Raw genomic sequence first — 25,404 nt, 5'->3', positions numbered from 1 at the left:
CGTCTTTACCGGCTATTTTTAGCGGCGTAACGTGCCTCTATCATGACTGCTGACGTGCCGAAAACCCCGCTGGTGGATTGCGAGGTAACCCTCGAGAAATTTGCCGGCAAAGGTGGCTGGACTTTCGCGCCCTTGCCGCCACTGCCACCGCAACGGGGTCAACATTTCGGCGTGCTTAAAGTTACCGGCCAGCTCGACAACGTGCAGCTGCCGCCCATGCACGTAATGCCCATGGGCCAGGGCCGCCGTTTTTTGCCCGTTAACGCCGCCCTGCGCCGCCAGCTGGGCAAGCAGGCCGGCGACACCGTGCACGTGCGCCTGTTCACCGACGCTGAACCGCCCAGCATTACCGAAGCCGACTGGCTCGACTGCTTGGCCGATGCTCCCGCCGCTTGCCGCGCTTACCAGGCGCTGCCGACTGCTCAGCAACAAGCCTGGCTGCTTTGGGTTAGCGCGCCTTTCACCCCCGATGCCCAGGTTACCCACGTGGAAACGGCATTAGCGCAACTGGCTGCAGGAGCGGGCTGGCCACCTTCGTCTTCCCCGGCTACTTCCCGCACAGAATGAATACCCGGGCGTAGAAATATTTTAGCGGCAGGCCTGCAACCACGTGGGCAAGGAGGGAATCGTGTGGATATACCTCCTCACGAAATTCTACATGTTTCGGCGTCTTACTTTACCGCTTTTACTGGCTGCAGCCTTGTTAACAGGCTGCTCCAAGGAAACCGACACCCTGGAACCCACGGCAGGGCCGTTATTGCAGGACAGCTGGACTTGGAGCCAAACCTCGGGCGGTTTTACGGGGCAGGTGCTTACGCCTGCTGGCACCGGCGACCAGCAGCAGCTGGAGTTTGGGGCTGACGGTCAGGTTCGCCGCTACCGCAACGGCCGCCTGGTGGCCACCGACACCTATTCGGTAAGCCGAGGCACGTCGGTTATCGACCGGCAGAACGCCATTATCGTCAAGTACGGCAGCGGTTTGGATCAGTCGGCTTTTATCAGTGGCTCGCTACTCACCCTGCGCGACGAGGCGGCCGACGGTCAGTTGCACCAGTACTCCCGCTAAGAACTGTTCTCTTACCCTTCTTCTGACTTACGATGCGTCCTTTTCGTACGCTGTTTTCATTTTCCTCGCTACTGGCTGCCGCTGGGCTGCTTGCCCTAACGGCCTGCCAGGACGACTGCCACGCGCCGGAACCGGAATTTGGGCTGGAGGGCCGCTGGGTCTGGGTATCCAGCTCTTGCGGGATGAGCGGCCCGCACACCGTAGAATCTACCGGCCGCCGGGAAAGCGTGCTGTTTGCCGCCGACAAAGCTTACTTCTTCGTGAACGACCAGCCGAAGGACACGGCTCGGTATGAAATTCTGCAGAAACAAGCCTGCGGCGGGCAAGCGGAAACCATGCGGCTCACGTTTCGCACTCACGTCTGGGAGCGGGGCTACGAGAAAAAAGGCAGCCGGCTGGTGCTCGACGGCTGCGCGCCGCTCGATGGTTGTATTGAGTACTACCAACGCCGTTAGAGCCGCCGGTTTTATCGATTTCACTTCCTTTTTTTTATACCAATGAAAGCTTCTGCCCTTTATACCTTGCTTTTGAGCGCGCTACTGGCCAGCAGCTGCCAAACCGACGACGATACCAAGCCGCAAGTCTCGGGCGTGGCGGGGTACTGGACCGTTACCAAGCTGGAATGCTACTGCCCAGCCAATGCGCCCGTGCCTAACGAAGCGCTGGAGCTCGACGCCGCCGGCAATGCCACCCGCTACCTAAACGGGCAGGTAGTGCAAACCGGTACCTATGAGCTCAGCACCGGAGCTGCCGCCTGCGAAACCAACGCCCCGGTCATCACCTTCAGTTGGACCAGTTTAACGCCGGGCGCTACCTATACCCTTTCCGGCGACGTGCTGGTCATTGACTACGGCTTGTGCTTCGATGCGCCCCGCTACACGTATTCCCGCACCAACTCACGCTAACGCGAATAAGCCCCGAACTACTCGGGCCGCTGCATGATTTCGGTTTGCTTGCGGATGCTTTCGATGTGAATGAGTTTGTAGAGCTCGGCCACAAACTTATCGTTTACCCGTAGTCGGTTGGCCCATTCCGGACGGCTCGTGTAAATCTCGTTCCAGCGGTCCAGCTGCAGAATTTTTACGTTGTTCTGCTTTTTATACTCAGCTAGTTCCTCCACCAGGGCCATGCGCCGCGCCAGCGCCTCAATAATATCCTGATCGGCCACGTCCATTTTCTGGCGCAGTTCTTCGGCTTTGTTGAGGTAATCGGCGTTGTCGGTGGTACGGTAGCGGTGCTTGAGTTCGTGCACCATTTCTGCGAGGCGCTGCGGCGTTACCTGCTGCGCGGCGTCGCTCCAGGCGTTATCCGGGTCGGGGTGCGTTTCCAGCATCAAGCCGTCGTAGTCTAGGTCGAGGGCTTTTTGAGCCACGGGCATCAGCAAGTCGCGGCGACCGGTAATATGGCTGGGGTCGCAGATGAGCGGAATTTCGGGAAAGCGCGTTTTCAGCTCAATAGGAATGCCCCAGGTGGGCGCGTTGCGGTAGCGCGAAGGCGCTCCGGTGCTGAAGCCGCGGTGAATGGCGGCCAGGTCACGCACGCCGGCACGGTCGAGGCGTTCCAGGGCGCCGGCCCACAGCGCGAGGTCGGGATTCACCGGGTTCTTCACCATTACCGGCACACCGGTTCCGCCCAGGGCTTCGGCCAGCTCCTGCACCGCAAAGGGGTTTACGGTGGTGCGGGCCCCAATCCAGAGTACATCGATGCCGTGTGCCAGGCATTCTTCCACGTGGCGCGGCGTGGCCACTTCCACCGTTACGGGCAGGCCATATTCCGCCTTAACTCGCTGTAGCCAGCGCAACCCTTCCGTACCAATACCCTCAAACGAACCCGGGCGTGTGCGCGGCTTCCAGATACCGGCCCGGAACAAATCGACGCCTACGCCCTGCAACCCGCGGGCGGTGGCCAGCACTTGTTCTTCGGTTTCGGCCGAGCACGGACCGGCAAACAGCAGCGGCTGGCCTTTGTGGGCCAACATGCGCGTGAAGTAGGTATCGATTTCCATGGAATGGGGAAGCGGCCTTTGCAGCCGAAAATGGCAACCGCGAAAGAAAGAATGCGAAGCTGGTCAGATAAGCAGCCCGTGATGTAACTACCTCCCCCGAAACGTTGTTTCGTGGCTATCTTCGCTGCTCCAAATCTACCGCTCTGCATGCCCGTTCCCCAAACAAAGCCCGTCGTTTCCTTCGACAATACCGCCATTGCGTTTGCCTCTAAGTCCGATGCCGAATTGCGGCGCATGTACGCCCTGTTTGCGGCCATGAACAACAAGTCGCTGGTAAGCTTTGGCGGCGGCTTAATGAAGAAGGCGTTGGGCTGGGGCCTGCCCGGTACTAAAACGGCCGTTAAGTACACCATCTTCCAGCAATTCTGCGGCGGCGAAACCATTGCCGAGTGCAAGCCGGTAATTGCCGAGCTGGGCCGTTATAAAATCGGCACCATCCTGGACTATTCGGTAGAGGGCGAAGGCAGCGAAAAGAGCTTCGACCATACCCGCGACGAGTTGCTCCGCACCATTGACTTGGCCGCCGGCAACCCCCACATTCCGTTTTCGGTGTTTAAAGTAACCGGTGTGGCCGATAGCGCCCTGCTGGAAAAAGTACAGGCCGGCAAAGCCCTGACGGCCGCCGAGCAAACCAGCTACGACCGCGCCCTGGAGCGCGTAGACGCCATTTGCCGCCGTGCCCACGAGAAGCAGGTACGCGTATTTGTGGACGCCGAGGAAAGCTGGTTCCAAACCACCATCGATGACCTGGCCCGCGACATGATGCGCCGCTACAACCGCGAGCGGGCCATTGTGTGGAACACCTACCAGCTCTACCGCCACGACCGTCTCGACGGCCTACGCCACGATTACGAGCTGGGTGTGGCCGAAGGCTACTACGTAGGCGCCAAGCTGGTGCGCGGCGCCTACATGGAGAAGGAAGCGCGCACGGCTACGCAGCGCGGTTACCAGAATCCCATCAACCCCAGTAAGCAAGCCACCGACGACCTGTACAACGAGGCCCTGCGCTTTTCCGTGGAGCACATTGACCGCCTTGCCATTTGCGCGGGCACCCACAACGAAGATTCTTCGCGCCTGCTGGCCGAACTCATGGCCGAGCACGACATAGCTCCCGGCGACGAGCGAATGTGGTTCGCGCAACTCTACGGCATGAGCGACAACCTCAGCTACAACCTCGCGCACGCCGGCTACAATACCGCCAAATACGTCCCTTACGGCCCCGTAGAGGCGGTTATGCCATACCTGCTCCGCCGCGCCGACGAGAATACCGCTATTTCGGGACAGAGCAGCCGCGAGTTTATGCTCATTCAGCGGGAGATGCAGCGCCGCAAGCAATCCGGCCGCTAGAGCCGGCACAATTTTGGCGCAACGTTCCGCCGCGTTGGATATTTTCCGGCGCGGCGGGTCTTTTTTTGTATTTTCCGAGCCCGTTTCTGCTTCCCTACTCGCTCACCCCCGATGAACGCGCGAATTCGACGCTACCTGATTAACATTTCCCGCAACCAGACCGGCACGGTCAGCTACCTCACCTTGGTGCAGGAAGCCGAGTTGGGTCTCAACCTTGACGTATCGCACGAAAAATCGCGGCTCAACGAAATTCTGGCCGAGATTTCCGATACCGAACACGCCGCTGGTCGTCCCATTCTCAGCTGCTTGGTGAAAGTGGAAGGTTCTAAAGGACAGGGCGACTCGTTCTTTAAGCTTTGTGAACGGATGGGCATGGGCACGTGGCGCGAGCTAAAGCAAAACCCAGAGTTCTTGCCCTCTCTACGGCAGGAATGCCGTGCCTTCTGGCGCAACGACGAGAACTTCAACAGCTTCTCGTAATACTGCAGCATTGTAGGCGGTCAACCCAGGAGGTTGGTACGTGAAAGTTGGATTTAGACACGGTCGGTTGTAACCCCGACCGGAAACCACTCGTTAAGGGTGCTAACGGGGCCCGCATCGGCTACTCGGCTGGTGACGGATTTCCGTTTGTTTCTCTCATCCTTCCCTTCACATACACCACAACCTCATGAATACCGACAACACCTCCAACATGGGCAACACCCCCGGCACTGGCTCGAGCATGAATCCTAACACGCAAGGCACGGGTGCTGGCGCTGGCTACGGCTCTACGCAGCATTCCGGTAGCGGCTCAATGGGCAGCACGGGTATCAACTCGAGCAGCAACACGTCGTCGGGCACCCCGGTAAACTCGGGAACTGATATGAATTCCTCGAACATGTCGAACTCGGGCTCGTCGATGGGCAACAGCAACATGGGCTCTACTACCGGTTCGCAGTACGGCAGCGCTAATACGCAAGGCGGCTCGTCCTCGGGCGGCTACCTGACCTCGACCTTCCGCGACCGTGACTCGGCCGAGCGTGCTTATAGCTCGCTGTCGTCGCGCGGTTACACCAAGGACGATGTGAACGTGCTGATGTCTGACGACACCCGCAAAACGCACTTCGGCGACCATACGCCTGATTCTGACCTTGGCAACAAAGCCATGGAAGGCGCTGGTGTAGGTTCAGCCATTGGTGGCACGGCTGGTGCCGTAATTGGCGCCATTGCCGCCATCGGTACGTCGGTAGCACTGCCAGGCCTGGGCCTGATTGTAGCTGGTCCTCTGGCTGCTGCGCTGGCTGGCGCTGGTGCCGGTGGTCTGACAGGTGGCCTGGTAGGCGCCTTGGTAGGCTCGGGCATTCCCGAAGAGCGTGCTGCTGAATACGAGCACGACATTAAGAACGGCGGCATTGTAATGGGCGTACGCCCCCGCAACGACGAAGACGCTCGTCACCTGCAAGACGAATTCCGTCGCAACAACGGTGACCGTATCTACTACTAGCCTTCTTTTTAGTTTAGTTAAAAAAGCCTCCCCGCAACCGGGGAGGCTTTTTTGTTTCTATATAGGCCGGTACCTAAACTAGGGCACTTATTGGCATCCCGACATCGTTAAGAAGAAAAGCGGCGCAACTTGTTCCGGCCCTTTCACCCCTGCGGGCGGCTTTTGCGTATGTTTGTTCAGACACTTTTTTGCTGCTTTCTCATGCTATTTTCCCGCTTTCGCATAGGTCTGTACGCTGCCGTTGTCGCGGCTGTGTTCGTACTGGCTTCATACAAGCTCTACCGCGGCCACGACGCCATCGTTCCGCAAAAGGAAGAGGTACTCATCAAAGCCATGTTACAGGGCTTGAGCGCAGCTCACTACCAGCCTGAGCAGATTGATGATAACTTCTCGCGCCGGGTGTTCGACCTGTACCTGAAGCGCATCGACTACGCCAAGAAATTTCTCTTGCAGTCGGATGTAGCCCAGTTGCGCAAGTACCAAACCGATATTGACGACCAGGTACGCCGCGGTTCGCATGAGTTCGTGGATTTGGCTTCGCAGCTTACCAAGCAGCGTTCCAAAGACGTGCAGGCCCTGTACCGCGACTTGCTTAGCAAGCCGATGGACTTTACCGCCGAAGAGTCGTTTCAGACCGACCCCGATAAAGCTCAGTTTCCGGCCGATGCGGCTGCCCAGCGCGAAGAGTGGCGCAAGTACGTGAAGTATCAGACGCTGATTCGCCTGTCTGAAATTCAGGAGGAACAAACCAAGCGTGACCCGAAGAAAGCAGCTACGCCTGCCCTTTCGGCTACCGAAATGGAAGCCGAGGCTCGTAAGCGCGTGCTGAAGAACTTCGATGAGCAGTTTAACGACCTGTTGCAAAACGACGATAACGACCGGTTGGCCCTGTGGGCTAACACCATTGCCAATACCTACGACCCCCACACGGAGTACTTCGCCCCGCGCGACAAGGAGTCGTTCGACATTGAAATGACCGGCCGCTTCGAGGGAATTGGCGCCACGTTGCAGCAGAAAGACGGTCAGATCAAGGTGGCCGACATCGTACCTGGTTCGGCTTCTTACCGCCAGGGCCAGTTGAAAGTAGGCGACATTATTCAGCGGGTGGCCCAGGGCCCTGCCGAACCGATTTCCATCGAAGGCATGCGTCTTGATAAGGCCATTACCTACATCCGTGGCCCCAAAGGCACAGAAGTTCGCCTCACGGTGAAGAAAGCCGACGGCAGCATGCAGGTTATTCCCATCGTGCGCGACGTGGTGATTTTGGAAGAGAAATTCGCTCAGTCGGCTACCATCGACAACGGCGGCAAGAAGGTGGGTTACATTCACCTGCCTGCTTTCTATGCTGACTTTAACGACAACGGCGGCCGTAGCTCGGCCGACGACGTGAAGAAAGAGTTGGAGAAACTCAAGCAGGAAAACGTGCAGGGCGTCATTCTCGACTTGCGCAACAACGGCGGCGGCTCTTTGTCGGATGCCGTAGACATGGTGGGCCTCTTCATTGACAATGGCCCCGTGGTGCAGGTACGCTCGCCCCAGGGCGCAGCCCAGGTAATGAACGACCGTGACCCGCGTGTGCAATACGGCGGCCCCTTGGTGGTACTAGTAAACAAGTACAGCGCTTCGGCCTCGGAAATTCTGGCTGCTGCCGTGCAGGACTACAAGCGCGGCGTGGTAATGGGCTCTACCAGCACCTACGGCAAAGGCACGGTACAGCGCATTTTCAACCTCGATGATGCTCTGCCCGCTGAGTTTAACGCTATCAAGCCGTTCGGCTCGCTGAAGCTGACGACTCAGAAGTTCTACCGCATTAACGGTGGCTCCACGCAGTTTAAAGGCGTAACGCCCGATATCCTGCTGCCCGGCGCCGACAGCTACCTCGACCAAGGCGAAAAAGACACCGATTACCCGTTGAAGTGGGACGAAATCAGCCCGGCCCGCTACCGTGCCTGGAACCAGCCGCCGTCTATCGACAAGCTGCGTACTGCCAGCGCAGCCCGCGTTGCCGCCAGCCCCAGCTTTAAAACGGTACAGGACATTGTGGCTCGCATGCGCAAGCGTAAGGATGACACCATGGTATCGTTGAACCTCGCCAAATTCCGCGCCGAGCAAGAGCAGGCCAAGGCCGAGTCGAAGCGCTACGAGGAGTCGCAGAAGACCGCCTCTGCCCTGAACATTGCTCCGCTGCCCGCTGACTTGCGCGCGGTGCAGTCGGATACCGTTAAGCAGAACCGCGTACGTCGTCTTACCAAGAACTTGGTGAAAGACATTAACCTGCGCGAAGCAGTAGCCGTGGTGAACGACCAACTTAACTCGGGCGTGACCAAGCGTTAGAACTTCTTAACAGGTCCAAAAAAGCCCCTGTACCCCATGGTACAGGGGCTTTTTTGGACCTGTTGTGGTCTGGGATATGCTCTCAAAAACGGCATTTACAGCATCATCAGCGGGCAACTTTCAAGAACGCATTATCTCTCCTAACCATTTTATTCATTCACTAAATAACCACTTGATTATCAACGTTAAAAACTACAAAATTTAGCTCTAATTTTTTTAGTATTTTGGCACTCAAACGCTACCCAATGCGTTGTGCATGTATGAATATGACGAACGAACTTCTGAACGATAACATCCTGCACCTGCAAGCTGCCGACGAGGCCACGCCCCAGCACGATGAGGCATGGCGCAAGTCCATCCCGGCTCAGGTGTTCCTCAACTACTTCTTCGCCCTGAGCTACCATATTCGCGAGGCGGATGATGCCGCTGGGGGCCTGCAGCACCTTCCTTTTTTCCGGGCCCACCAGGCTGAGCTAACCGAGGCCGACCTGGCTGCGGTGGAGAAGATGCTGATTAACTGCTGGAGCACTGAGTATGCCTTGCGCGCTACTGCCGAGCTCGGCAACGAAGACTACCTGCGCCACGCGCTGCACTGGACGTTCCCGCAGGCGTACCATGCCGTTACGGCGGGCTTACAAGCCTTCCTGTACACGACCGGTGTGCGTACCAACAATCCTTCGCTTATTCGCCGCGAAGTAGGTCGCTTAGTGGTACGCAATGCCTACCCTCGCCCGGTGTCGTTTTACGCTGCTGGCTCGTATGGAGACTTCAGCATCCACCGTTTGCCGCTGGCTGGTTACAAGGCCGGGCTGCAGATTGCCGGCAAGGCTATTGATGCCCAGGCCCAGATTGGGCAGTTCCTGCGCACCACCCGCAAGCAGAAGGCTGTAGGCGTGCGTCAGCAAGTGCAGGCCAACCCTAACACGGCCCTGCGCAGCCAAAAGACGGGCAAACTGCTCGATAAGTGGACGGCGCAACACTGGCAGCAGATTACGTGGCGCCTCGGTTACACCACCATTTTCGACCTGCTGGGCCGCCTGCGCATTTCGCAGACCAGCCGTGAGATTGAGCGTTACGTGGAAGCCGACATCGACTTCAACCTGTTCCACCAGTCGCTGCTGGACATTGTGAGCTACCTGAACGGCATTCACGAGACCTACGTGGCCAAGGCTCTGGGCCTGCAGCGCTACCAGGAGCTGGTGGCTAACCTGCCCCAGCACTTGCAGAATAGCTTTGTGACCGAGCGCCTGCGCAACCGCATTGAGCCGGTGCTGACGGAAACGCCGCAGATGGGCATGGCTGCTTAACCGCACTGCTTATACTAGACACAACTGCATATACACGTAAACGCTGGTCCACTGGGCCAGCGTTTTTTGTTTTGGGCCCAGCAACACAATGAAGCTGCTCTTGTTAGGCAGCTACCATCATTGCCCATCCGCGGTCTATCTTTGCAGCTTGACTTTGCCGGCCGCAACGGCCGCCTCAACCCCGCCTTATGCATCACCTCAGCGAACAGGAGCTTATCCGTCGTCAGAAGCTGGACGAGCTTCAGCAACTGGGCATCGAGCCCTACCCTTCCGAGCTGTTCGATGTGAATTTCTACGCCAAGGAAATTCACGACAACTACCACCCCGAGCTGAACAACTTCCAGGACGTGAGCCTGGCCGGCCGCCTCATGTCGGTGCGCATCAAGGGCAAGGCCTCGTTTGCCGAATTGCAGGACGCCTCGGGCCGCATTCAGCTCTACATAAACCGCGACGAAATTTGCCCCGGCGAGGACAAGGAGCTCTACAACACGGTATTCAAGAAGCTGCTCGACTTAGGCGACTTCATCGGCGTGAAGGGCCACGTGTTCAAAACAATGGTGGGCGAAACTTCCATCCACGTTACGGGCTTTACGCTGCTTTCGAAGGCTTTGCGTCCGCTGCCGGTAGTACGCGAAACCACCGACGAGCAGGGCAACAAAGTGCGCTACGACGAGGTAACCGACCCCGAGTTCCGCTACCGCCAGCGCTACGTGGACTTGGTGGTGAACCCCCACGTGCGCGACACCTTCGTGAAGCGCACGCAGCTGGTGCAGGCCATGCGCAACTACCTGAACGACCGTGGCTACCTGGAGGTGGAAACGCCCATTCTGCAGCCGCTGTACGGCGGTGCCGCTGCGCGCCCCTTCACCACGCACCACAACACGCTGGACATGACGCTGTACCTGCGCATTGCCAACGAGTTATACCTGAAGCGCCTCATCGTGGGTGGTTTCGACGGCGTGTACGAATTCTCAAAGGACTTCCGCAACGAAGGCATGTCGCGCTTTCACAACCCGGAATTCACCCAGATGGAGCTGTACGTAGCCTACAAAGACTACAACTGGATGATGGACTTGGTGGAGGAAATGGTGGAGCGTGTGGCCATTGCCCTGCACGACAAAACCGAAGTACAGGTAGGCGACAACCTCATCAACTTCCAGCGCCCCTGGAAACGCTACACCATGTACGAAGCCATTAAGGAGTACACGGGAGTGGACATTTCGGAAATGGACGAGGCTCAGATGCGCGAAGCGGCAGCCCAGCTGCACGTGAAGCTGGACCCCACCATGGGCAAGGCCAAAATCATCGACGAAATTTTTGGGGAGCACGTGGAGCCGAAGCTGATTCAGCCCACGTTCATCACCGATTACCCGGTCGAAATGTCCCCGCTGGCGAAAAAGCACCGCTCGAAGCCGGGTTTGGTGGAGCGTTTCGAGGCAGTGTGCAACGGCAAGGAAATCTGCAACGCCTTCTCCGAGCTGAACGACCCAATCGACCAGCGCCAGCGTTTCGAGGACCAATTGGAGTTGGGCAAGCGCGGCGACGTGGAAGCCATGGTGCTCGACGAAGACTTCCTGCGTGCTTTGGAGTACGGCATGCCGCCCACGGCGGGCCTGGGTATCGGTATCGACCGCCTGTCGATGATCATGACCAACTCGAACTCCATTCAGGACGTGCTGTTTTTCCCGCAGATGAAGCCGGAAAAGCAGGAAACGGCTAAGTCCGAAACGCAGGAAGAAGCTAAGTAACCTTTCCCAATAGTTTTAACGCACGCGGCCCGTCAGGTAAGTACCTGACGGGCCGCGTCTTTGGATACGGTGCAGAAGAGCTGTAAAAATCGAAAGCCTCCCGCACCAATAATATGTGCGGGAGGCTTTCTTTATAAAATCAGCTTACCATTCCGGCCGGTACTACCTAAAGAAGTGTGCGATGGACTAGTACGATTTTGCTGTCAGGTTTTAGAACCAATCCTGTCAGAAGCTCTACTAATCGGCAATTTTACTTTAAGAAGTCTATCCAGCTTTCTATTCAAACTGACTTTATACTGTCTTTAACGGCGGCTGTTACCGCAGGGTTACGGCGCCGTTAAAAATTCTTTTAGCTAGCTGCCTACGCCGCTGCCGCCCTCGGTGCCACCGGCTCCGCCAGCACCACCGGTGCTGCGCGACGTGCTGGCCGTGGAAGCGCCACCAGCGCCACCCGAACCTGAAGTAGAGGAGCCGCTGCCTGAGCCACCAGCGCCGCTGGTGCCCGAGCCGCTGCCGGAAGTAGAGCTACGACCTGCACTGCTGCCGGAACCGCCGCTGGTAGAACCACCGCCCGAAGAGGACGAAGAACCACCTGCCGTGCTACCGCCACCGGAGGCACCCGCACCACTACCCGACGACGAACCACCGCCGGAAGCGCTGCCGCCCGAAGTACCGCCGCCAGAGCGGCCACCGCTGCTTCCGCGGCTACCAGCCCCCGATCCACCCATACCGCTTAGGGCGCTTTCAGCACCTTCGCGGTCGGCGTTAGAGCCGCCTTGACCGCCCTGGCCGCCTTTCATGGCGTCGAACTTCGCGAGGCCGTCCTGCAACAGTTTGTTTAGGTCGTCGCCGAATTTACCGAGCGACTTGCCAAGGCTGTCGCGCGTGGCAGTGCCCGCGTCGGGAGCCATGAGCAGTCCAGCTACGATACCTGCGCTGGCGCCGGCCAGCAGGGCGAGAATTACTTTGCCGCTGTTGTCTTTCATAAGGAAGCAGGGATGTTGAGGTTGGGGAAGGAACAATGATCAGGCCCAAGGGCCGGTAGATTCCTAACGCGAAACGTTGGGGAAGGTTGTACAAAAAAAGCCCGCTGCCGGAGCGGCAGCGGGCTTTTACTACGCATTAGCGCAAGGCAAACGGCAGGCCGGGCCTACAGTTCGTTCAGCATGCGCACAATTTCGCGCTTGCCTTTGCCCAGCTTCTCTTGCAGGCGGCCCACCAGCTCGTCGCCCTGGCCTTCGGTGTAGGTCAGATCTTCGTCGGTGAGCTGGCCGTATTGCTGCTTCAGTTTGCCTTTGGTGGTGTTCCAGTCGCCTTTCATGTTCAGGCTGCTGCCGGCGCCGGTTACGCCCAGCTCTTCCAGCTTCTCTACCACACCTTTAAAGGAGGTATCGAACTGCTGGCCCAGCTTAGTGAGTTGCTCACCGAACTGGTCGCCGTATTTGCCGGCGTAGTTTTTCAGGTTGCCGCGGGTAGCGCTGCCTTTATCTGGTGCCATAAGCAGGCCGGCTACAATGCCAGCGCTGGCGCCGGCCAGAACGGCCAGCAGGATCTTGCCCGAGTTGTTGTCTTCGTTATAAGACATGAGGTAGAAAGTGTAGGTGAAGGAAAAGTCAGAGGAAGTCAAGAACCGGCTCCGGAAGCTCCGCAGGCCAGTTTGCTCTGCCTATACGGAAGCATACAGACCAGGTTGTATTGCCCGGCAAAAAGATAGTGCTTCCACCATATAACCACAAATTATTAGCGCTACTATATCCTTTAGCGGCCGAACAGGCGACCGGGCTGGCTGCATTTAGGGTTTCGCCGTACTTTTCGTTTCCACCCTTCTTCCTGCATTAGCCATGTCTTCTTCTCGACTTTCAAACGGCTTATTTTTCCTGGCTTTGCTGCTTACCGGCAGCTGCCAACAGCCCACCGACTCGACCGCAACTGCCGATAGCGGCTGCATTGACCCCAACAAAATCAACCCGAATGGTATTTGCACCATGGAATACAACCCTGTGTGCGGCTGCGACGGCAAAACCTACAGCAACCCCTGCGCGGCCGCCAATGCCGGCGTAACCCGAACCACCCAAGGCGAATGCCCCACCAAAACCAACTAACGCCTCTATGTCCACCAAACGATACTTCCGCCAGCAGGCCCCTTTTGTGGTTCCCACCACCGACGGCAAACTCATTGAAGAACACATTGGGCTGGCCAGCACCCAAACCGGCGAGTACAGCGTGGCCCACATGGTGGCGCCGCCGCACTGGAGCGAGCCGCACCAAAACCCGGCCTTCGACGAGGTAACCATAGTGGTGCGCGGCCGCAAACGGTTCGAAATAGATGGTGACGTGGTGGAGTTGGGTGCGGGCGAGTCGCTGCTGATCAAGGCCGGTGCGCGGGTGCGCTACTCCAACCCGTTCGACCAAGAATGCGAGTATTGGTCGGTTTGCGTGCCGGCCTTCTCCATTGATACCGTGAACCGCGAGGCCGAATAAACCGCACGCTCCTGCCCCTTTTGCCAAGCCGCCGGACCGCCGGTATTTTTCTCTCTGTTTCCTTTTTCCCGTCCATGGATCAGCGCATCATCAACCTCTTCGACGAGTACACCCACAAACCGCTTACCCGCAAAGAATTCATGGAGCGGCTGGTGAAGCTCACCGGCGGCATGGCCCTGGCCATGTCGGCGCTGAACGTCCTGGACTCCGGTTACGCCGAAGCCGCCACCGTGCCCGACGATGACAAAAACCTGGTGAGTGAAGAAGTAACCTGGGCCGGCGAAGCAGGCGTAACCATGAAAGGGCTGCTGGTGCACCCCAAAGGCAAGAAAAAGCGTGGCGCGGTGGTGGTAATTCACGAAAACCGCGGCCTCACGCCGCACATCAAAGATGTAACGCGGCGAGTAGCCAAGGCCGGCTATCTGGCGCTGGGCGTCGATGCGCTATCGGTATTTGGCGGCACGCCGGCTAACGAAGACGAAGGCCGGACGCTCATCGGCAAGCTGGATCCGCAGCAAAACCTGAACAACTACCTGCGCGCCTTCGAGTACCTGCGTACCCGCCCCGACTCGAACGGCAAAACCGGCTGCGTGGGCTTCTGCTGGGGCGGCGCCATGGCCAACAAGCTGGCCGTAGCCGACCCTAAGCTAAACGCCGCGGTAGGCTATTACGGCACCCAGCCCAAAGCCGAAGACGCCGCCAACATCAAAGCCCACCTGATGCTGCACTACGCCGGACTCGATGAGCGCGTAAACGCGGGCATGGTAGCCTGGGAACAGGCCCTGAAAGCAGCCGGCGTGAAGTACGAGCAATATGTGTACGAGGGCGTTAACCACGCTTTTAACAACGACTCGTCGCCGGCGCGCTACAACGAAGCGGCTGCCAAACTGGCCTGGGGCCGCACGCTGCGCTTGTTTAAGGATAAGCTAAGCTAAACCGCTGTAAATCGAGGCTTCCCCACTTTCAGAACCGTTCTAATGGCTTTGGGAGTGGGGAAACTTCGTTTATACCTGCATCTTTGGGTAGTTATTCCCCTTCGATGCCGTTTAGCCGATACCTTATTCCACTATCCGTTTGCCTGCTCGCGGCACTGAGCAGTCAGGCCCAGACCAAGCCGGTAAGCGTGCCCAAGCCGGCTGCCACCCAGCCGGTGGAGGTACGTTTGAAAATGCCCAAGCTGGTGGTGGCCATACGGGACTACGGCACCATTCTCGTAACCAAAGACGAAAACCAGGACAAGCTGCAACGGCTGGCCGCGCGGCGCAGGCAAGGCACACCCGAAACAGAGGTTGTGGTAACGGTGCCGGTAAGTAAAAACTGGGTTACCGAAAGGCTCGGCATAGTGGAGCCGCGCACCGACAAGTAAGATCGAGTGGGGTGGCTGGTCAGTCGCATTTCTAACCTCACTCCTCCCGAGAATTGCATAATTGGGCCTGCGTGCCCTTGCTAGTTACATCAATACCTAACCCTGATTTCGATGCGCTTCGTGAAGCTCCGCCAGGCAGTCCTTTCCTTTCTATTGCTGTTGCTTCCGTGGCTGGTCGCAGCCCAGGCCAAAGACAGCAGCTACGCCGCCAAAATGCAGGCACCAGGCGTGAAAATGATTACTGTGGATGGCAAGTACCGCGTGTGGACGCAGAAAGTGGGCGAAGGCAAGATCAAGCTGCTGCTGCTGCACGGCGGCCCCGGCAACACCCACGAGTACTTCGAGAACTTTCCCGAATACTTGACCAAGGAAGGCATCGAAATCTATTACTACGACCAACTGAACTCTTACCACTCCGACGAAACAGCCGACAAGGCTGTGTGGGACATCAACCGCTTTGTGGGCGAAGTGGAGCAGGTTCGCCAAGGCCTGGGGCTCGACCAGTTTTACCTGCTGGGTCACTCCTGGGGCGGCATGTTGGCCTTGGAGTACGCCAGCAAGTACCCGCAGCACCTGAAAGGTCTTATTACTTCGAACATCGGCTACAAGGCCACGGTATTCAACAAGAACCGCTACGCCCAATTTGCCGACATCATTCGGCGCCACGCGGCCAAAGAAGGCAAAACCATTGCTGGCCTCGATACCATGGGGCTGAAAGCCTTGTCGCCGCTCATTACCCCGGCTGTGTACACGGAATTTCGCCAGCTGCACATGATGCGCCTGACGCCGGAGCCGCCCACCTTCACCCGCAGTCAGGCGCACATCGTCCGCAAATACGCCGTGAACTTCCTGCCCTTCATGGTGGCGTGGGACTTTAGCACCCGCCTGGCCTCCATCAAAACGCCCACGCTGGTCATCGGCTCACGCTACGATTTCATTCCCACCGCCGACATCGACTATATGCAGCGGCAGATACCGAAAAGCCAGAAGTACATCTGCCCGGAAGGTTCGCACTACGCCATGTGGGACGACCCGCAGCACTACTTCCCGGCGCTGCTCAAGTTTCTGAAGAAAACGGAGCGAAAAGGGTAGTTTGCTATTCGTAGGCGCGTGTCGCTGCCTGCTTTCGAAGGCTTTCTGGCCGTGCCGCAGGTGGCGCCTTCCGTAACCACTCAACCACCGTTCACCATACTTTTTGCATGAAGCCAATATTTACCTTGCTGGCCGCATTGCTTTTGTTCGCGGGTACCACGGCGTCTGCACAGTCGCGCGACCAAAAACTGTACGAAGCCGTCAGCAAGAACCAAGTGAGCAAGGTCGCCAAGTTGATTGAAGAAGGTGCCAACGTGAACTACACGTTCCGCATGAACAACGCTTTCTTCATCACCACCCTAATGCAGGCCACGATGAAGAACTACACCGATGTGGCCACGCTGCTCCTCAACCACGGCGCGGATGTTAACGCCGTCGACGGCTTCAAAATGACACCCCTGATGTGGGCTGCTCACAACGGCAACGTGCCTTTAGCCCAGCTGTTGGTGGAAAAAGGCGCCAAACCCGACGCCAACGACGGGCAAGGCAACACCGCGCTGAAAGCTGCCCAAGATCAAAAGCACGCGGATATGATAGCTTACTTGGAATCGTTGGGGGTAAAGTAAATGCTGGTTCGTACAACTCAAAACGCCCTGCTGGCTCAATACCAGCGGGGCGTTTTGAGTTGTACGAACCAGCCAAACCTACGACTTAGGTGCGGTAGGTGGCTGGGGCAAAGCTTTGCGCGGCAGCTTCTGGTCGCGCATGGCAGCGTGGTACACGAACGAGGCCACGATTACCGAGGCCTGCTTGAGGTCGTCGGCTTGCAAACGCTCGTAGGTGTCCATGTTGGTGTGGTGGGTGCGGGTGTTGTAGTCGAGGCCGTCCTGAATGAACTGGAAACCGGGCAGGCCCACGGCGTCGAAGGCGAGGTGGTCGGTGCCGCCGGTGTTGCGGGGCGTAACGGTGGTGGCGCCCATGTCGGCGAAGGGCTTGAGCCAGGCGGCGAAGATGGGCTGCACCTGCTCGTTGCCCTGGGCGTAAATGCCGCGGATTTTGCCCGAACCGTTATCGAGGTTGAAGTAGGCCGCGAGCTTTTCGTGCTCGGGCAGCAGTTTCATGGTGGCGGGGTCGGCGAAGTGGTTTTTCACGTAGTTGCGCGAGCCGTGCAGGCCCTGCTCCTCGGCGCTCCACAGGGCCACCCGAATGGTGCGGCGCGGCTTCACGTCGAGGGCCTTCAGAATGCGAGCGGCTTCCATCATCACGGCGCAGCCGGCGGCGTTGTCGGTGGCGCCGGTGGCGGCGTGCCAGGAGTCGAGGTGGGCGCCGAGCATGACCACTTCGCTTTTCAGCTTGCGGTCGGTGCCGGGAATTTCGGCCACCACGTTGTAGCCCTTCAGGTCCTGGGTTTGGAATTTGGTGCGGGTTTCCATTTCCACTTCCACCGGAATGCCGGCTTCCACCAAGCGAATCAGCCGCAGCTGGTCTTCCGGCGACATTTCAATCTCGGGCAGCACGGGCTTGGCATCGGCGGCGTACGGGGCGCCGTTGGAGGTGAAGAACGTGCCGTGCGAGCCGCCGCGGGTGCTGAGCACTGCCGCTGCGCCTTCCTGCATGAACATTTCGCTCATTTTGGTGCGCAGGGCCAGGCGGGCACGGTAGGCGTTGCGGGCTTCATCGTTGGCAGTGGTGGCGGGTCGCGCTTCGGCGGGGGTAGCCATTTTCTGCAGCTCCTCGTCGGTGTAGCGGCTGGCGTCGGCGGTGAAGGTGGTTTTGGGCTCGGAGGCTACTTCCGTCAGCACAATTTTGTCGCGCAGCTGGCCTTTGTACTTGGCGAGGTCGGCTTCGGTGGCGGCTTTCACCAGCACCACCTGCTTTTTCAGGGCGCCGTTGGTGCCGGGCGTCCAGGCTTTGGGCGCGCCGATCATGGCGTGGTAGTACGGCGCCGTCATGGCCACGTACGACTTCTCGATGTCCCAGCCGCGGCCGAAGTCGCCCCAGGGCTCAATCTTGGAGTTGGTGAGGCCCCAAATGGCCATCTGCTTTTGCGTCCAGTCGTTGGCGCGGTTCAGGCCTTCCGAATTGGCCAGGCGCGGGCCGCACACATCAGTGAGGTAAAAGGCCGTTTTCATCACCTGGGAGCGGTTCAGGCCTTCGTCCTTGATCTTGGCAATTATTGCCTGATCGACTTTTTCGGCCTGTTGGGCCAGCGCTGGCGCGGTAGCGGTAAGGCCGTACGCCACGGCCAGGTAAAGCAGTTTTTGCATAACGGAGAAGAGAAGGCGAAGATTGAATGCTGCCGAAGAAACGAGAAATTGACGACGTTTTTGGTCTGGCGTTGCGGCGCGGGTCAAAGCTGATACCCTTTCACTACCTGTTCGCTATGCGCTTTCTGCTACACCTCAAACATTGGCAACTTTTCCTACTCACCTGGGGCACTGTTTTTCTGATGAACCTGGTAGTACTCATCGACATAAAGTTGATGCTATTCGCCTTCCCAATAGCTATGCTGCTGTTCACACTGGGTACGTTTGGCTGGATATGGGCCATAGCCACGCAGCTGCATTCCTTAGCCCCATCCAGCGCAGGCCTGAATTTGGGGCGCTTCAAGCTCTTATTCTCGGTGCCCCTGCTGTATGCTGTTCTTTTGGTATTTGGGGTGGCATACATTTTCTATCGGGGTAACATAGGAGAAGCTGGCTTGCCAAAAACCGCTATCATCAGCGCCATGGTGCTGATGCACCTTCTATCTATGGCTGGCGTTTTCTACGGTCTTCGCTTCGCTGCTAAGACGTACAAATCGGTGGAGTTGCAACGAGAAGCGCACCTGAGCGACTATCTGGTCGAGTTTTTTCTACTCTGGTTTTCGATAGTTGGGGTGTGGCTACTACAGCCGCGTCTGAACGCGCTGGCAGCGCAAACCGAACCGCAGCAGTAGGTTAGACTTTTTGGATAAGAGCTTGTTTGGATTTTAGATTTAGGTCATGCCGGGCTTGCCGAAGCATCTCTACCGTGTACTACCCCAACGGGCTGCTGAGAATGGCAACTGGTGCTTTATTTACTTGGTCACCAATTCGACTTGGCGGTAAACTTTGAACTACCTCCCACCCAGTCCTCTTTCGCTTTTCCAGCCAGCAGCATGAAGCCGTTACTATTACTCGCTTTATTTATCCTCAGCACTTTTACTACCCTCGCTTGCGACTGCCTGATGATGCCTGTCGAACATCACATAAAGAACACTTCTTATTTACTTACAGCAGAAGTAGTTGAAATACTAGACGCCAGAACTCCTGAAGGACGGGCATACCGGCATTGGTTGCGAATCTCAAATCAGGACTCAACCCGCGGCTTTAATGTCCGGCTTCGCGTGCTGGAAAGCTTTAAGGGCAAATTTGTAGCAAACGACACCATTGAGTTACAGTCGGACTACTCGTCGTGCTCAATGCATTTTGCCCTGGGTGAAAAGAGCATATTGTTTTTGCACGAGGAGAAAAAGGGGCTGTTTATTACCCCCTGTTCTTATTCGAACCGACTAAACGGTAGCAAGTACGCCAATGATTTGCAGCGAAAGATTCAGACGAGAACGAGGCGCAAGCGTCGTGATTAACGGTATACGGTCCAATACGTGCACATTCATAACTCCGCCCCCACGCTCAACGTCTAACCGGCTACCACCCACACCGTAGCCGCTGCCGCATGAGTCTCTGGGAAATCATCAAACGCCTGTACCCCTACGTCCTGCCCTACCGCTCGCTCGTCATTGGCACGTTGCTGCTGACGCTGGTGGGGTCCTTGGCGGCCCAGGTAAACCCGTTTGTGCTGCGCTACACTGTGGATACGGTGCAGAACCTGCTGAACCGCGGCCTCGGCCTGGCCCAGGGCGCCGACATGCTCCTGCTGGTGAGTGCGCTGCTGCTGGGCAAGGAAGTGGTTAACACATTCATCACCTTCGGGCAGAAGTACTACGGCGAGAAAATCCGCATCAACGTTTCCAGCACCCTGGCCCAGGACGCGGTGCGCAAAATTCTCTCCTACCAGCTCGGCTTTTACTCCGATAGCGGCAACCAAACCGGCAAGCTGCAAACCCGCATCGACCGCGGCGTGGAAAGCCTGATGAAGCTGGTGCAGAACTTCTTTATCGACATTCTGCCGCTGTTTGCCAACGCCCTTGTGGCCTTGGTGGTCATGTTCACGGCCAACCTGTACGTGGGCCTGGTGGCGCTGGCGGTGCTGCCGGTGTACTTCTGGATCAGCTACCGGCAGGCCGACCGCCTCAACGGCACCCGTCGGGCGCTGCGCAGCCTGCGCGAGCAAAAAAGCCAGGGCTTGGTAAACATCATCGACTCGGCCGTGGTCATCAAGAGCTTCGTGCGCGAAGACTACGAGGAGCAGAAACAGGCCCAGCTGCAGCAGAACCTACAAACCGCGCAGCTGGAAACCCGCAAAACCAACTTCCGCTACGACGGCCTCAAAACCTTCACCGAGCAAGTGGGCGTGGTGTTCATCATCATTCTCACGGCTTACCTGGTGCTGGATCGGCAGATCAGCATCGGGGCCATTATGTTCCACATTCTGCTGTTCAACAACGTGTCGGCGCCCATTCGGCAGTTGCACCGTATCTACGACGAAATGAACGAGGCCCTCACCTACTCCGAGGGCTTCTTCGACATTCTCGACGCCCGCGACGCCCGCGAGAAAACCGGCCGCATTCAGCCCGATCAGGTACGCGGCACCTTCGAGATTTGCAACGTCGATTTTACCTATCCCAGCGGCACCCAGGCCCTGCACGACGTGTGCCTGACCGTTGAAGAAGGCAAAACCACCGCTTTGGTGGGCCTGAGCGGCGCCGGCAAAAGCACCGTCATCAACTTGCTCTGCAAGTTCTACGAGCCCGACCGCGGCCAGATGCTGCTCGACGGCCGCCCCCTGGCCGAGTACGACACCCAGGCCCTGCGCCAGCGCATTGGGCTGGTGCTCCAAAAAAACCACATCTTCAAGGGCACCATCGAAGAAAACATCCGCTACGGCGTAATGGACGCCACCTTCGAGCAGATTCAGCACGCGGCCAAGCAGGCCTATTTGCACGATCAGATCATGCAGCTGCCCAAGGGCTACGCCTCCGATGCCCAGCAGCTTTCGGGCGGGCAGCAGCAGCGCATTGCCATTGCCCGGCTGTTCCTGAAAAATCCGCCCATCATTTTCCTCGACGAGCCCACCGCCTCCCTCGACGCCATTGCCACCGAGCAAATCAAGAACTCCCTCGAGGCCATCAAGCAGGGCCGCACGGTGGTCATCATCTCCCACAGTCTTGCCCAGATTGTGGACTCCGACTGCATTTACGTGATGAAGCAGGGCCGCATGGTGGAAAGCGGCACCCACGAGCAGCTCTACGACCTGCGCGGCACCTACCGCGAGATTTTCGATGCCTCGGCGCGCAGCTTGAACATCGAGAAGTTAGCCCGGGTGATGGTGGACGATGAGGATGACGTGGGCGACACGGCGGCGTGAGGTAACTTTAGTGGCTTGATCAAAGTTTATGGGCTACGCTGCTATTGTTAAATGCAATTGTTACCGAGAAGGGAAGACCATTCCCGCACCTCATCAAGAATATTTGCGCGTTGATGAAACAGGCTGGGTCTACCTTGATGTAGATGACCTGAACTTACCTAAAACCATTCGTGATGCGTGGTTTTTGGAGTTCGATCAGTGGGAACATGCGGCCTGTGCTCATGAAAACATGGAATATACCTATGCTCACCTGCAGAATAGTTCGGGTATGGGAAGTTTTCAGCGCTTTTTAGCTGAAATTGATGCTCCGCTTAGGTATCCGCTCCTAGCTACATATTTACCCAACTCCGAAGCTGAAAGCTTTCCGGCTGCTTATGCCACAGCGGGCTTGGCGGAAGTTCACCGGCTTAGGCTGGAGCCAACGCAGGAAACCAATGTGCGGCTAATAGAGGAAAAGTCAGGTAAACTCATTGCCGAAACATGCAGCCAAGAAGTAGCTGTTTTCCGGTTCACCCCACGCGGACCACACTATGCCTTGCATGCCGACGGCTTTTTTTTGTTCGAGGACTCGCGCCGACGTTTTTTCGCCCCGCGCAGCAATGTGGTGTTTAAGTCCATGCACTTCGTACAAATACAGCTTACTTCTGGAGCTTGCTTGCTCACAGACATTGCCACCGACCGTGCGTATCTGGCACCTGACACTTTAATGCTTCCCGGCGACGAGACACCTGCTGGAACACTCTCTTTCCGTGTTGACGTAGCGCCAGTACTGGCTACCACACAGCATGCTTATATTCTCAACGCTTTAGAAAGGGTATTGCAGGCATCGGTGGAAACCAGTAATCCAGTACTCTGGGCATAATTATCTATCTATTTGGCGCGAGTTTAGCGCACCGTAACTCGTGACCAGCCTCCCTGATTGGGAAGGCTGCGCTGCGCCTTCTCTACCGTCCCTCAGCGGCAAGTCGGTACTACAATTTCCCAAACCTTATCTTCACCCTATGCCCGACGACCTCCTCGCCCGCATCACCATCGACCCCAACATCTGCCACGGGCAACCAACGGTGCGGGGCATGCGCTACCCCGTGCAGCACGTGCTGGAACTACTGGCTTCCGGCATGACGGAGGCCGAAATCCTGGCTGACTACGAAGACTTAGAAACCGAAGACCTGCGCGCCTGCCAGGCCTACGCGGCCGAAGTGCTGAAGGTGCGCACCGCCTACCGGCTGGCCTCGTGAGCAGCTGGTTGCCGCTCCGGTTGCTCACGAGGCCCAGTTGCCGAAGCGACTGGCCCGGTGGCTGCTACTGAAGCCGGCTGCGACTGTCTGCACACGCTGGAACTGCCTGAGGCCAACAACACTACTGACGGCGCCATTAGTAACCTGTCGGTGCAGGAGCAGCGCGTGGTTATCAGCAAGAACGCCGATTTCGTGAACACCTTTTACTGCATGGAAAGCCTTATAAGTTACTCCTCGTCTCGACCGGCAACCTAACTACCAACGACTTACTGATGCTGTATCAACAGCATTGGCCGGCCATCAGCAACTCCTTGCAGCAGTATTCCTACGTCGAGCTGACACGCTTGCAACTACTGATTCACAAGTAGCTCAACAATCCTCTACCTCGTTAACTCCCCAACCAACCCCGCCAACTGCGGAAACTCCACCGTCAGCCCCTCTCGGTTAGCCAGCTCGAAATCGGCGAAATCAAACCCAGGAGCCACGGTGCAGCTGACTAGCGCGTAGCCGGTGCCGTGCTTAACACGGGCGGCAAACCACGTATTGGCCGGAATAGTGGCTTGGGGTACCTCTGCCGCCGCGAAGTCATTGCCGAGCGTGACTATGGTGGCTTGCCCGTCGAGAAGCAGGATGATTTCCAAGGGCTGGCCTTGGTGGAAAAACCACAGCTCATCGGACTTAATGCGGTGAAAATGCGACTTGTCTTGCCCTTCCAGCAAGTAGTAAATGGCCGTGCTCACGTTTCGGGTTTCGGACCCGGCAGCGCCTATGGTCTGGCTGGAGCGGTAGGTTTCGCGGTAGTAGCCGCCTTCGGGATGGGGTACTAGCTGAAGCAAACGGATAATATCGGGTGTGGTCACGGCTGAAGAAAGAAGGAGCGTTGAGGATAGCCTACCTGGACAGGCGGCCCTTTGGGAACGTGGAGCTGGCGCAATGTAGACCCAGTCCGGCTTCTTTTCCCTTCCCTTATTCTTCTATCCCGATGCGTGTTTCCCTCCCGCCGCCGTACACCCCTGCAGCGGAGGGCCTTGCTGCTTACGCAGTATCCGCAGGCCACTATTGGTCGCCCGGCCGTACCACCCACCCATGAAAAACTTCACCGTAGAGCGCCTATCCTTCGATACCCTTAGCGAATTGCCGAACTCCTGGCAAAACCAGGACTACACCGCGCTGCTGAACCTGATGAACTTCGACGGCACCGCGCAAATTGCTCCCGCCGAGCTGAAAGCCATGTGCCTGATGGCCCTCACCGACCTGGAGCCCACCGAAGCGGCCCAGTTGGTGCTAGGTTACCTGTTTACTGAGCAACACACGGCCGGCCAAATAGAGAACCTGGCCCACCAAATGCTCACGGAAAAGCTGTGGGAGGAAAACCCGCAGTTAGAGCAGCACGAAGGTTTCTTCAAAGCCACGCAGCTGCTGCACGAAGCCTACAACGGCAAATTCCCCCGCGCCGAGGCCGTGCAGTTCCAGGTAAAGCTAACGGCCGAAGATGCCGAAGGTCTGGCGTTGCTGCTCGACCGCCCCGAGGCGCCGTTGCTGCGCCTGTTGGCCCAGGGCATGCCCGATAATACCCTGCTCAAGCGCCTCTTTGGCGAGCAACTGGCCGGCACTGCCTTTCCGGAAGCGGAGCACATCATTTGGCAAGCCCTCAAAGTGCAGCAGGACGCCAATACCCTGGTGTTATCCGTTGTCGGTTCGGCCTATTGGCTCGATGATTTTAAGTACGCCGACACCTACGAGGCCGCCACGCAGGCCGACGTTTTAGCCGAAGAGGCTTAACCACACATGCCGCAACGCCTGTTATGCGAAGGCACCACCAGCCCTTTTCGCGGGCCGCTAAATAACACTGGCAGGTAATAAGGGCGGCCACCGCAGCCTGTCTGTTCATCCGCAAAACCCCAGCTCTGCCGCAACATCCAGTAAGTCGGTGGCGTTTGTCGGTGCCGAACAATACCGGCCCGGCCACGTTACGGGCGTGGGCAGTTCGCTTCCCGGGCCCACATTCATTTCCTACCAATTAGTGCATGATTACTTCGCTGAAGCGTGGTGACGGCAGCGTATACCTCACAGTAGAGCGCAACACCACCGACAACTGGATTCACGCGCACTGGCACGGGCGCCAAACCATTGGCACCGTGATGGACGGCGGCTTGTGGTACTTGGACATGCTGCGGCAGCAGCCTTGCCCCAAGCTGCTTAACGACCACCGCGACTTGGTGGGCACGTTCACCGAGGCCAACGACTGGATTCAGCAGGTCTGGACGCCCCTCATCATGGCCGAGGGTCTGCGCTCCATCGGGCAGGTGGTGTCGCCGGATATTTTTGGGCAGCTTTCCATCGAGGACCTGCAGATGCGCATCGGCAATCAGCTGGACATTTACCTGTTCGACAAGCTCGACGACGCGCAAGCCTGGCTAAGAAGCCAACCGTAACGCACCCGGCGCAGCAGCAGGCAACTCCGGGCCTTTAATTGGCAATATTCTCTT

General features: G+C 57.7%; 29 protein-coding genes. 24 read left to right on the top strand and 5 right to left on the bottom strand.

The window, feature by feature from the left end; translation table 11 throughout:
• Positions 1-42: 42 nt before the first annotated feature.
• From ABD903_RS02005 to ABD903_RS01990, 4 genes are all read left to right on the top strand, one after another.
• Complete coding sequence (locus tag ABD903_RS02005) at positions 43-567, top strand: DUF1905 domain-containing protein (protein WP_345220901.1); 525 nt, start codon at positions 43-45, stop codon at positions 565-567.
• 133 nt (positions 568-700) lie between these two features.
• On the top strand, positions 701-1,066 hold the full coding sequence (locus ABD903_RS02000; RefSeq protein ID WP_345220899.1) for a hypothetical protein: 366 nt from the start codon (positions 701-703) through the stop codon (positions 1,064-1,066).
• 32 nt (positions 1,067-1,098) lie between these two features.
• Positions 1,099-1,521: a hypothetical protein gene (locus tag ABD903_RS01995; protein ID WP_345220897.1), complete on the top strand. Its 423-nt coding sequence runs from the start codon at positions 1,099-1,101 to the stop codon at positions 1,519-1,521.
• 42 nt (positions 1,522-1,563) lie between these two features.
• A complete protein-coding gene (locus ABD903_RS01990) occupies positions 1,564-1,971 on the top strand; it encodes a hypothetical protein (RefSeq protein WP_345220896.1) in 408 nt (135 codons plus the stop codon).
• A 17-nt stretch (positions 1,972-1,988) separates the two neighbouring features.
• Here ABD903_RS01990 and ABD903_RS01985 read toward each other — a convergent pair whose 3' ends face one another.
• Entirely contained in the window at positions 1,989-3,071 is a 1,083-nt protein-coding gene (locus ABD903_RS01985; protein ID WP_345220895.1) for a chorismate mutase, read from the bottom strand.
• Between the two features lie 147 nt (positions 3,072-3,218).
• On the opposite strand from ABD903_RS01985, the gene ABD903_RS01980 reads away from it, so the two are divergent.
• From ABD903_RS01980 to lysS, 6 genes are all read left to right on the top strand, one after another.
• A complete protein-coding gene (locus tag ABD903_RS01980) occupies positions 3,219-4,418 on the top strand; it encodes a proline dehydrogenase family protein (RefSeq protein ID WP_345220893.1) in 1,200 nt (399 codons plus the stop codon).
• Positions 4,419-4,529: 111 nt separating this feature from the next.
• The gene (locus tag ABD903_RS01975) at positions 4,530-4,898 is read left to right on the top strand and encodes a hypothetical protein (protein ID WP_345220891.1); all 369 of its coding nucleotides are present in this window, start codon (positions 4,530-4,532) and stop codon (positions 4,896-4,898) included.
• 187 nt (positions 4,899-5,085) lie between these two features.
• Entirely contained in the window at positions 5,086-5,901 is an 816-nt protein-coding gene (locus ABD903_RS01970; RefSeq protein ID WP_345220889.1) for a hypothetical protein, read from the top strand.
• Positions 5,902-6,102: 201 nt separating this feature from the next.
• Positions 6,103-8,235 (top strand): carboxy terminal-processing peptidase, encoded by a 2,133-nt coding sequence (locus ABD903_RS01965; RefSeq protein ID WP_345220888.1) that lies wholly within the window; start codon positions 6,103-6,105, stop codon positions 8,233-8,235.
• 266 nt (positions 8,236-8,501) lie between these two features.
• Positions 8,502-9,542, top strand: a complete 1,041-nt coding sequence (locus ABD903_RS01960) for a hypothetical protein (RefSeq protein ID WP_345220886.1) — start codon at positions 8,502-8,504, stop codon at positions 9,540-9,542.
• Between the two features lie 188 nt (positions 9,543-9,730).
• Complete coding sequence (lysS, locus tag ABD903_RS01955) at positions 9,731-11,290, top strand: lysine--tRNA ligase (protein ID WP_345220885.1); 1,560 nt, start codon at positions 9,731-9,733, stop codon at positions 11,288-11,290.
• Positions 11,291-11,643: 353 nt separating this feature from the next.
• On the opposite strand, the gene ABD903_RS01950 is transcribed toward lysS, so the two are convergent.
• Both ABD903_RS01950 and ABD903_RS01945 read right to left on the bottom strand, forming a co-directional pair.
• Positions 11,644-12,276, bottom strand: a complete 633-nt coding sequence (locus ABD903_RS01950) for a YtxH domain-containing protein (protein ID WP_345220883.1) — start codon at positions 12,274-12,276, stop codon at positions 11,644-11,646.
• Positions 12,277-12,440: 164 nt separating this feature from the next.
• Positions 12,441-12,875, bottom strand: a complete 435-nt coding sequence (locus tag ABD903_RS01945) for a YtxH domain-containing protein (RefSeq protein WP_345220881.1) — start codon at positions 12,873-12,875, stop codon at positions 12,441-12,443.
• 256 nt (positions 12,876-13,131) lie between these two features.
• Here ABD903_RS01945 and ABD903_RS01940 point away from each other — a divergent pair, with 256 nt between their 5' ends.
• The 6 genes from ABD903_RS01940 (at position 13,132) to ABD903_RS01915 (ending at position 16,795) form a co-directional block, all read left to right on the top strand.
• Positions 13,132-13,392 carry a Kazal-type serine protease inhibitor domain-containing protein gene (locus tag ABD903_RS01940; protein ID WP_345220880.1) on the top strand — a complete coding sequence of 87 codons (261 nt, stop codon included), beginning with the start codon at positions 13,132-13,134 and terminating at the stop codon, positions 13,390-13,392.
• A 7-nt stretch (positions 13,393-13,399) separates the two neighbouring features.
• Entirely contained in the window at positions 13,400-13,771 is a 372-nt protein-coding gene (locus tag ABD903_RS01935) for a cupin domain-containing protein (RefSeq protein WP_345220878.1), read from the top strand.
• Between the two features lie 74 nt (positions 13,772-13,845).
• Positions 13,846-14,706: a dienelactone hydrolase family protein gene (locus tag ABD903_RS01930; protein ID WP_345220876.1), complete on the top strand. Its 861-nt coding sequence runs from the start codon at positions 13,846-13,848 to the stop codon at positions 14,704-14,706.
• 104 nt (positions 14,707-14,810) lie between these two features.
• Positions 14,811-15,137: a hypothetical protein gene (locus ABD903_RS01925; protein ID WP_345220874.1), complete on the top strand. Its 327-nt coding sequence runs from the start codon at positions 14,811-14,813 to the stop codon at positions 15,135-15,137.
• Positions 15,138-15,248: 111 nt separating this feature from the next.
• Complete coding sequence (locus tag ABD903_RS01920; RefSeq protein WP_345220873.1) at positions 15,249-16,229, top strand: proline iminopeptidase-family hydrolase; 981 nt, start codon at positions 15,249-15,251, stop codon at positions 16,227-16,229.
• Positions 16,230-16,336: 107 nt separating this feature from the next.
• The gene (locus tag ABD903_RS01915; RefSeq protein WP_345220872.1) at positions 16,337-16,795 is read left to right on the top strand and encodes an ankyrin repeat domain-containing protein; all 459 of its coding nucleotides are present in this window, start codon (positions 16,337-16,339) and stop codon (positions 16,793-16,795) included.
• A 78-nt stretch (positions 16,796-16,873) separates the two neighbouring features.
• On the opposite strand, the gene ABD903_RS01910 is transcribed toward ABD903_RS01915, so the two are convergent.
• Complete coding sequence (locus ABD903_RS01910; protein ID WP_345220870.1) at positions 16,874-18,436, bottom strand: M28 family metallopeptidase; 1,563 nt, start codon at positions 18,434-18,436, stop codon at positions 16,874-16,876.
• Positions 18,437-18,552: 116 nt separating this feature from the next.
• Between ABD903_RS01910 and ABD903_RS01905 the strand changes: the two genes are divergently transcribed.
• From ABD903_RS01905 to ABD903_RS01880, 6 genes are all read left to right on the top strand, one after another.
• Positions 18,553-19,107: a hypothetical protein gene (locus tag ABD903_RS01905; protein ID WP_345220868.1), complete on the top strand. Its 555-nt coding sequence runs from the start codon at positions 18,553-18,555 to the stop codon at positions 19,105-19,107.
• Between the two features lie 201 nt (positions 19,108-19,308).
• Positions 19,309-19,776, top strand: coding sequence for a hypothetical protein (locus ABD903_RS01900; RefSeq protein WP_345220866.1), 468 nt, complete (start codon positions 19,309-19,311; stop codon positions 19,774-19,776).
• Between the two features lie 89 nt (positions 19,777-19,865).
• Positions 19,866-21,677 carry an ABC transporter ATP-binding protein gene (locus ABD903_RS01895; protein WP_345220865.1) on the top strand — a complete coding sequence of 604 codons (1,812 nt, stop codon included), beginning with the start codon at positions 19,866-19,868 and terminating at the stop codon, positions 21,675-21,677.
• 28 nt (positions 21,678-21,705) lie between these two features.
• Positions 21,706-22,539 carry a hypothetical protein gene (locus ABD903_RS01890; RefSeq protein WP_345220863.1) on the top strand — a complete coding sequence of 278 codons (834 nt, stop codon included), beginning with the start codon at positions 21,706-21,708 and terminating at the stop codon, positions 22,537-22,539.
• Between the two features lie 139 nt (positions 22,540-22,678).
• Positions 22,679-22,915 carry a DUF433 domain-containing protein gene (locus ABD903_RS01885; RefSeq protein WP_345220861.1) on the top strand — a complete coding sequence of 79 codons (237 nt, stop codon included), beginning with the start codon at positions 22,679-22,681 and terminating at the stop codon, positions 22,913-22,915.
• 57 nt (positions 22,916-22,972) lie between these two features.
• Positions 22,973-23,170 carry a DUF5615 family PIN-like protein gene (locus tag ABD903_RS01880; RefSeq protein WP_345220859.1) on the top strand — a complete coding sequence of 66 codons (198 nt, stop codon included), beginning with the start codon at positions 22,973-22,975 and terminating at the stop codon, positions 23,168-23,170.
• Between the two features lie 125 nt (positions 23,171-23,295).
• On the opposite strand, the gene ABD903_RS01875 is transcribed toward ABD903_RS01880, so the two are convergent.
• Positions 23,296-23,775 (bottom strand): cupin domain-containing protein, encoded by a 480-nt coding sequence (locus ABD903_RS01875; RefSeq protein ID WP_345220857.1) that lies wholly within the window; start codon positions 23,773-23,775, stop codon positions 23,296-23,298.
• A 226-nt stretch (positions 23,776-24,001) separates the two neighbouring features.
• Between ABD903_RS01875 and ABD903_RS01870 the strand changes: the two genes are divergently transcribed.
• Together ABD903_RS01870 and ABD903_RS01865 are read left to right on the top strand one after the other, a co-directional pair.
• Positions 24,002-24,697 (top strand): hypothetical protein, encoded by a 696-nt coding sequence (locus tag ABD903_RS01870; protein ID WP_345220856.1) that lies wholly within the window; start codon positions 24,002-24,004, stop codon positions 24,695-24,697.
• 245 nt (positions 24,698-24,942) lie between these two features.
• Positions 24,943-25,350 carry a hypothetical protein gene (locus ABD903_RS01865; protein WP_345220854.1) on the top strand — a complete coding sequence of 136 codons (408 nt, stop codon included), beginning with the start codon at positions 24,943-24,945 and terminating at the stop codon, positions 25,348-25,350.
• Positions 25,351-25,404: the final 54 nt, after the last annotated feature.

Origin of the sequence: Hymenobacter koreensis, assembly GCF_039541855.1 — a bacterium.
Lineage (GTDB): Bacteria > Bacteroidota > Bacteroidia > Cytophagales > Hymenobacteraceae > Solirubrum > Solirubrum koreensis.
The sequence above is the reverse complement of the archived record's forward strand: the minus strand, read 5'-3'. Positions and strand labels throughout refer to the sequence as shown.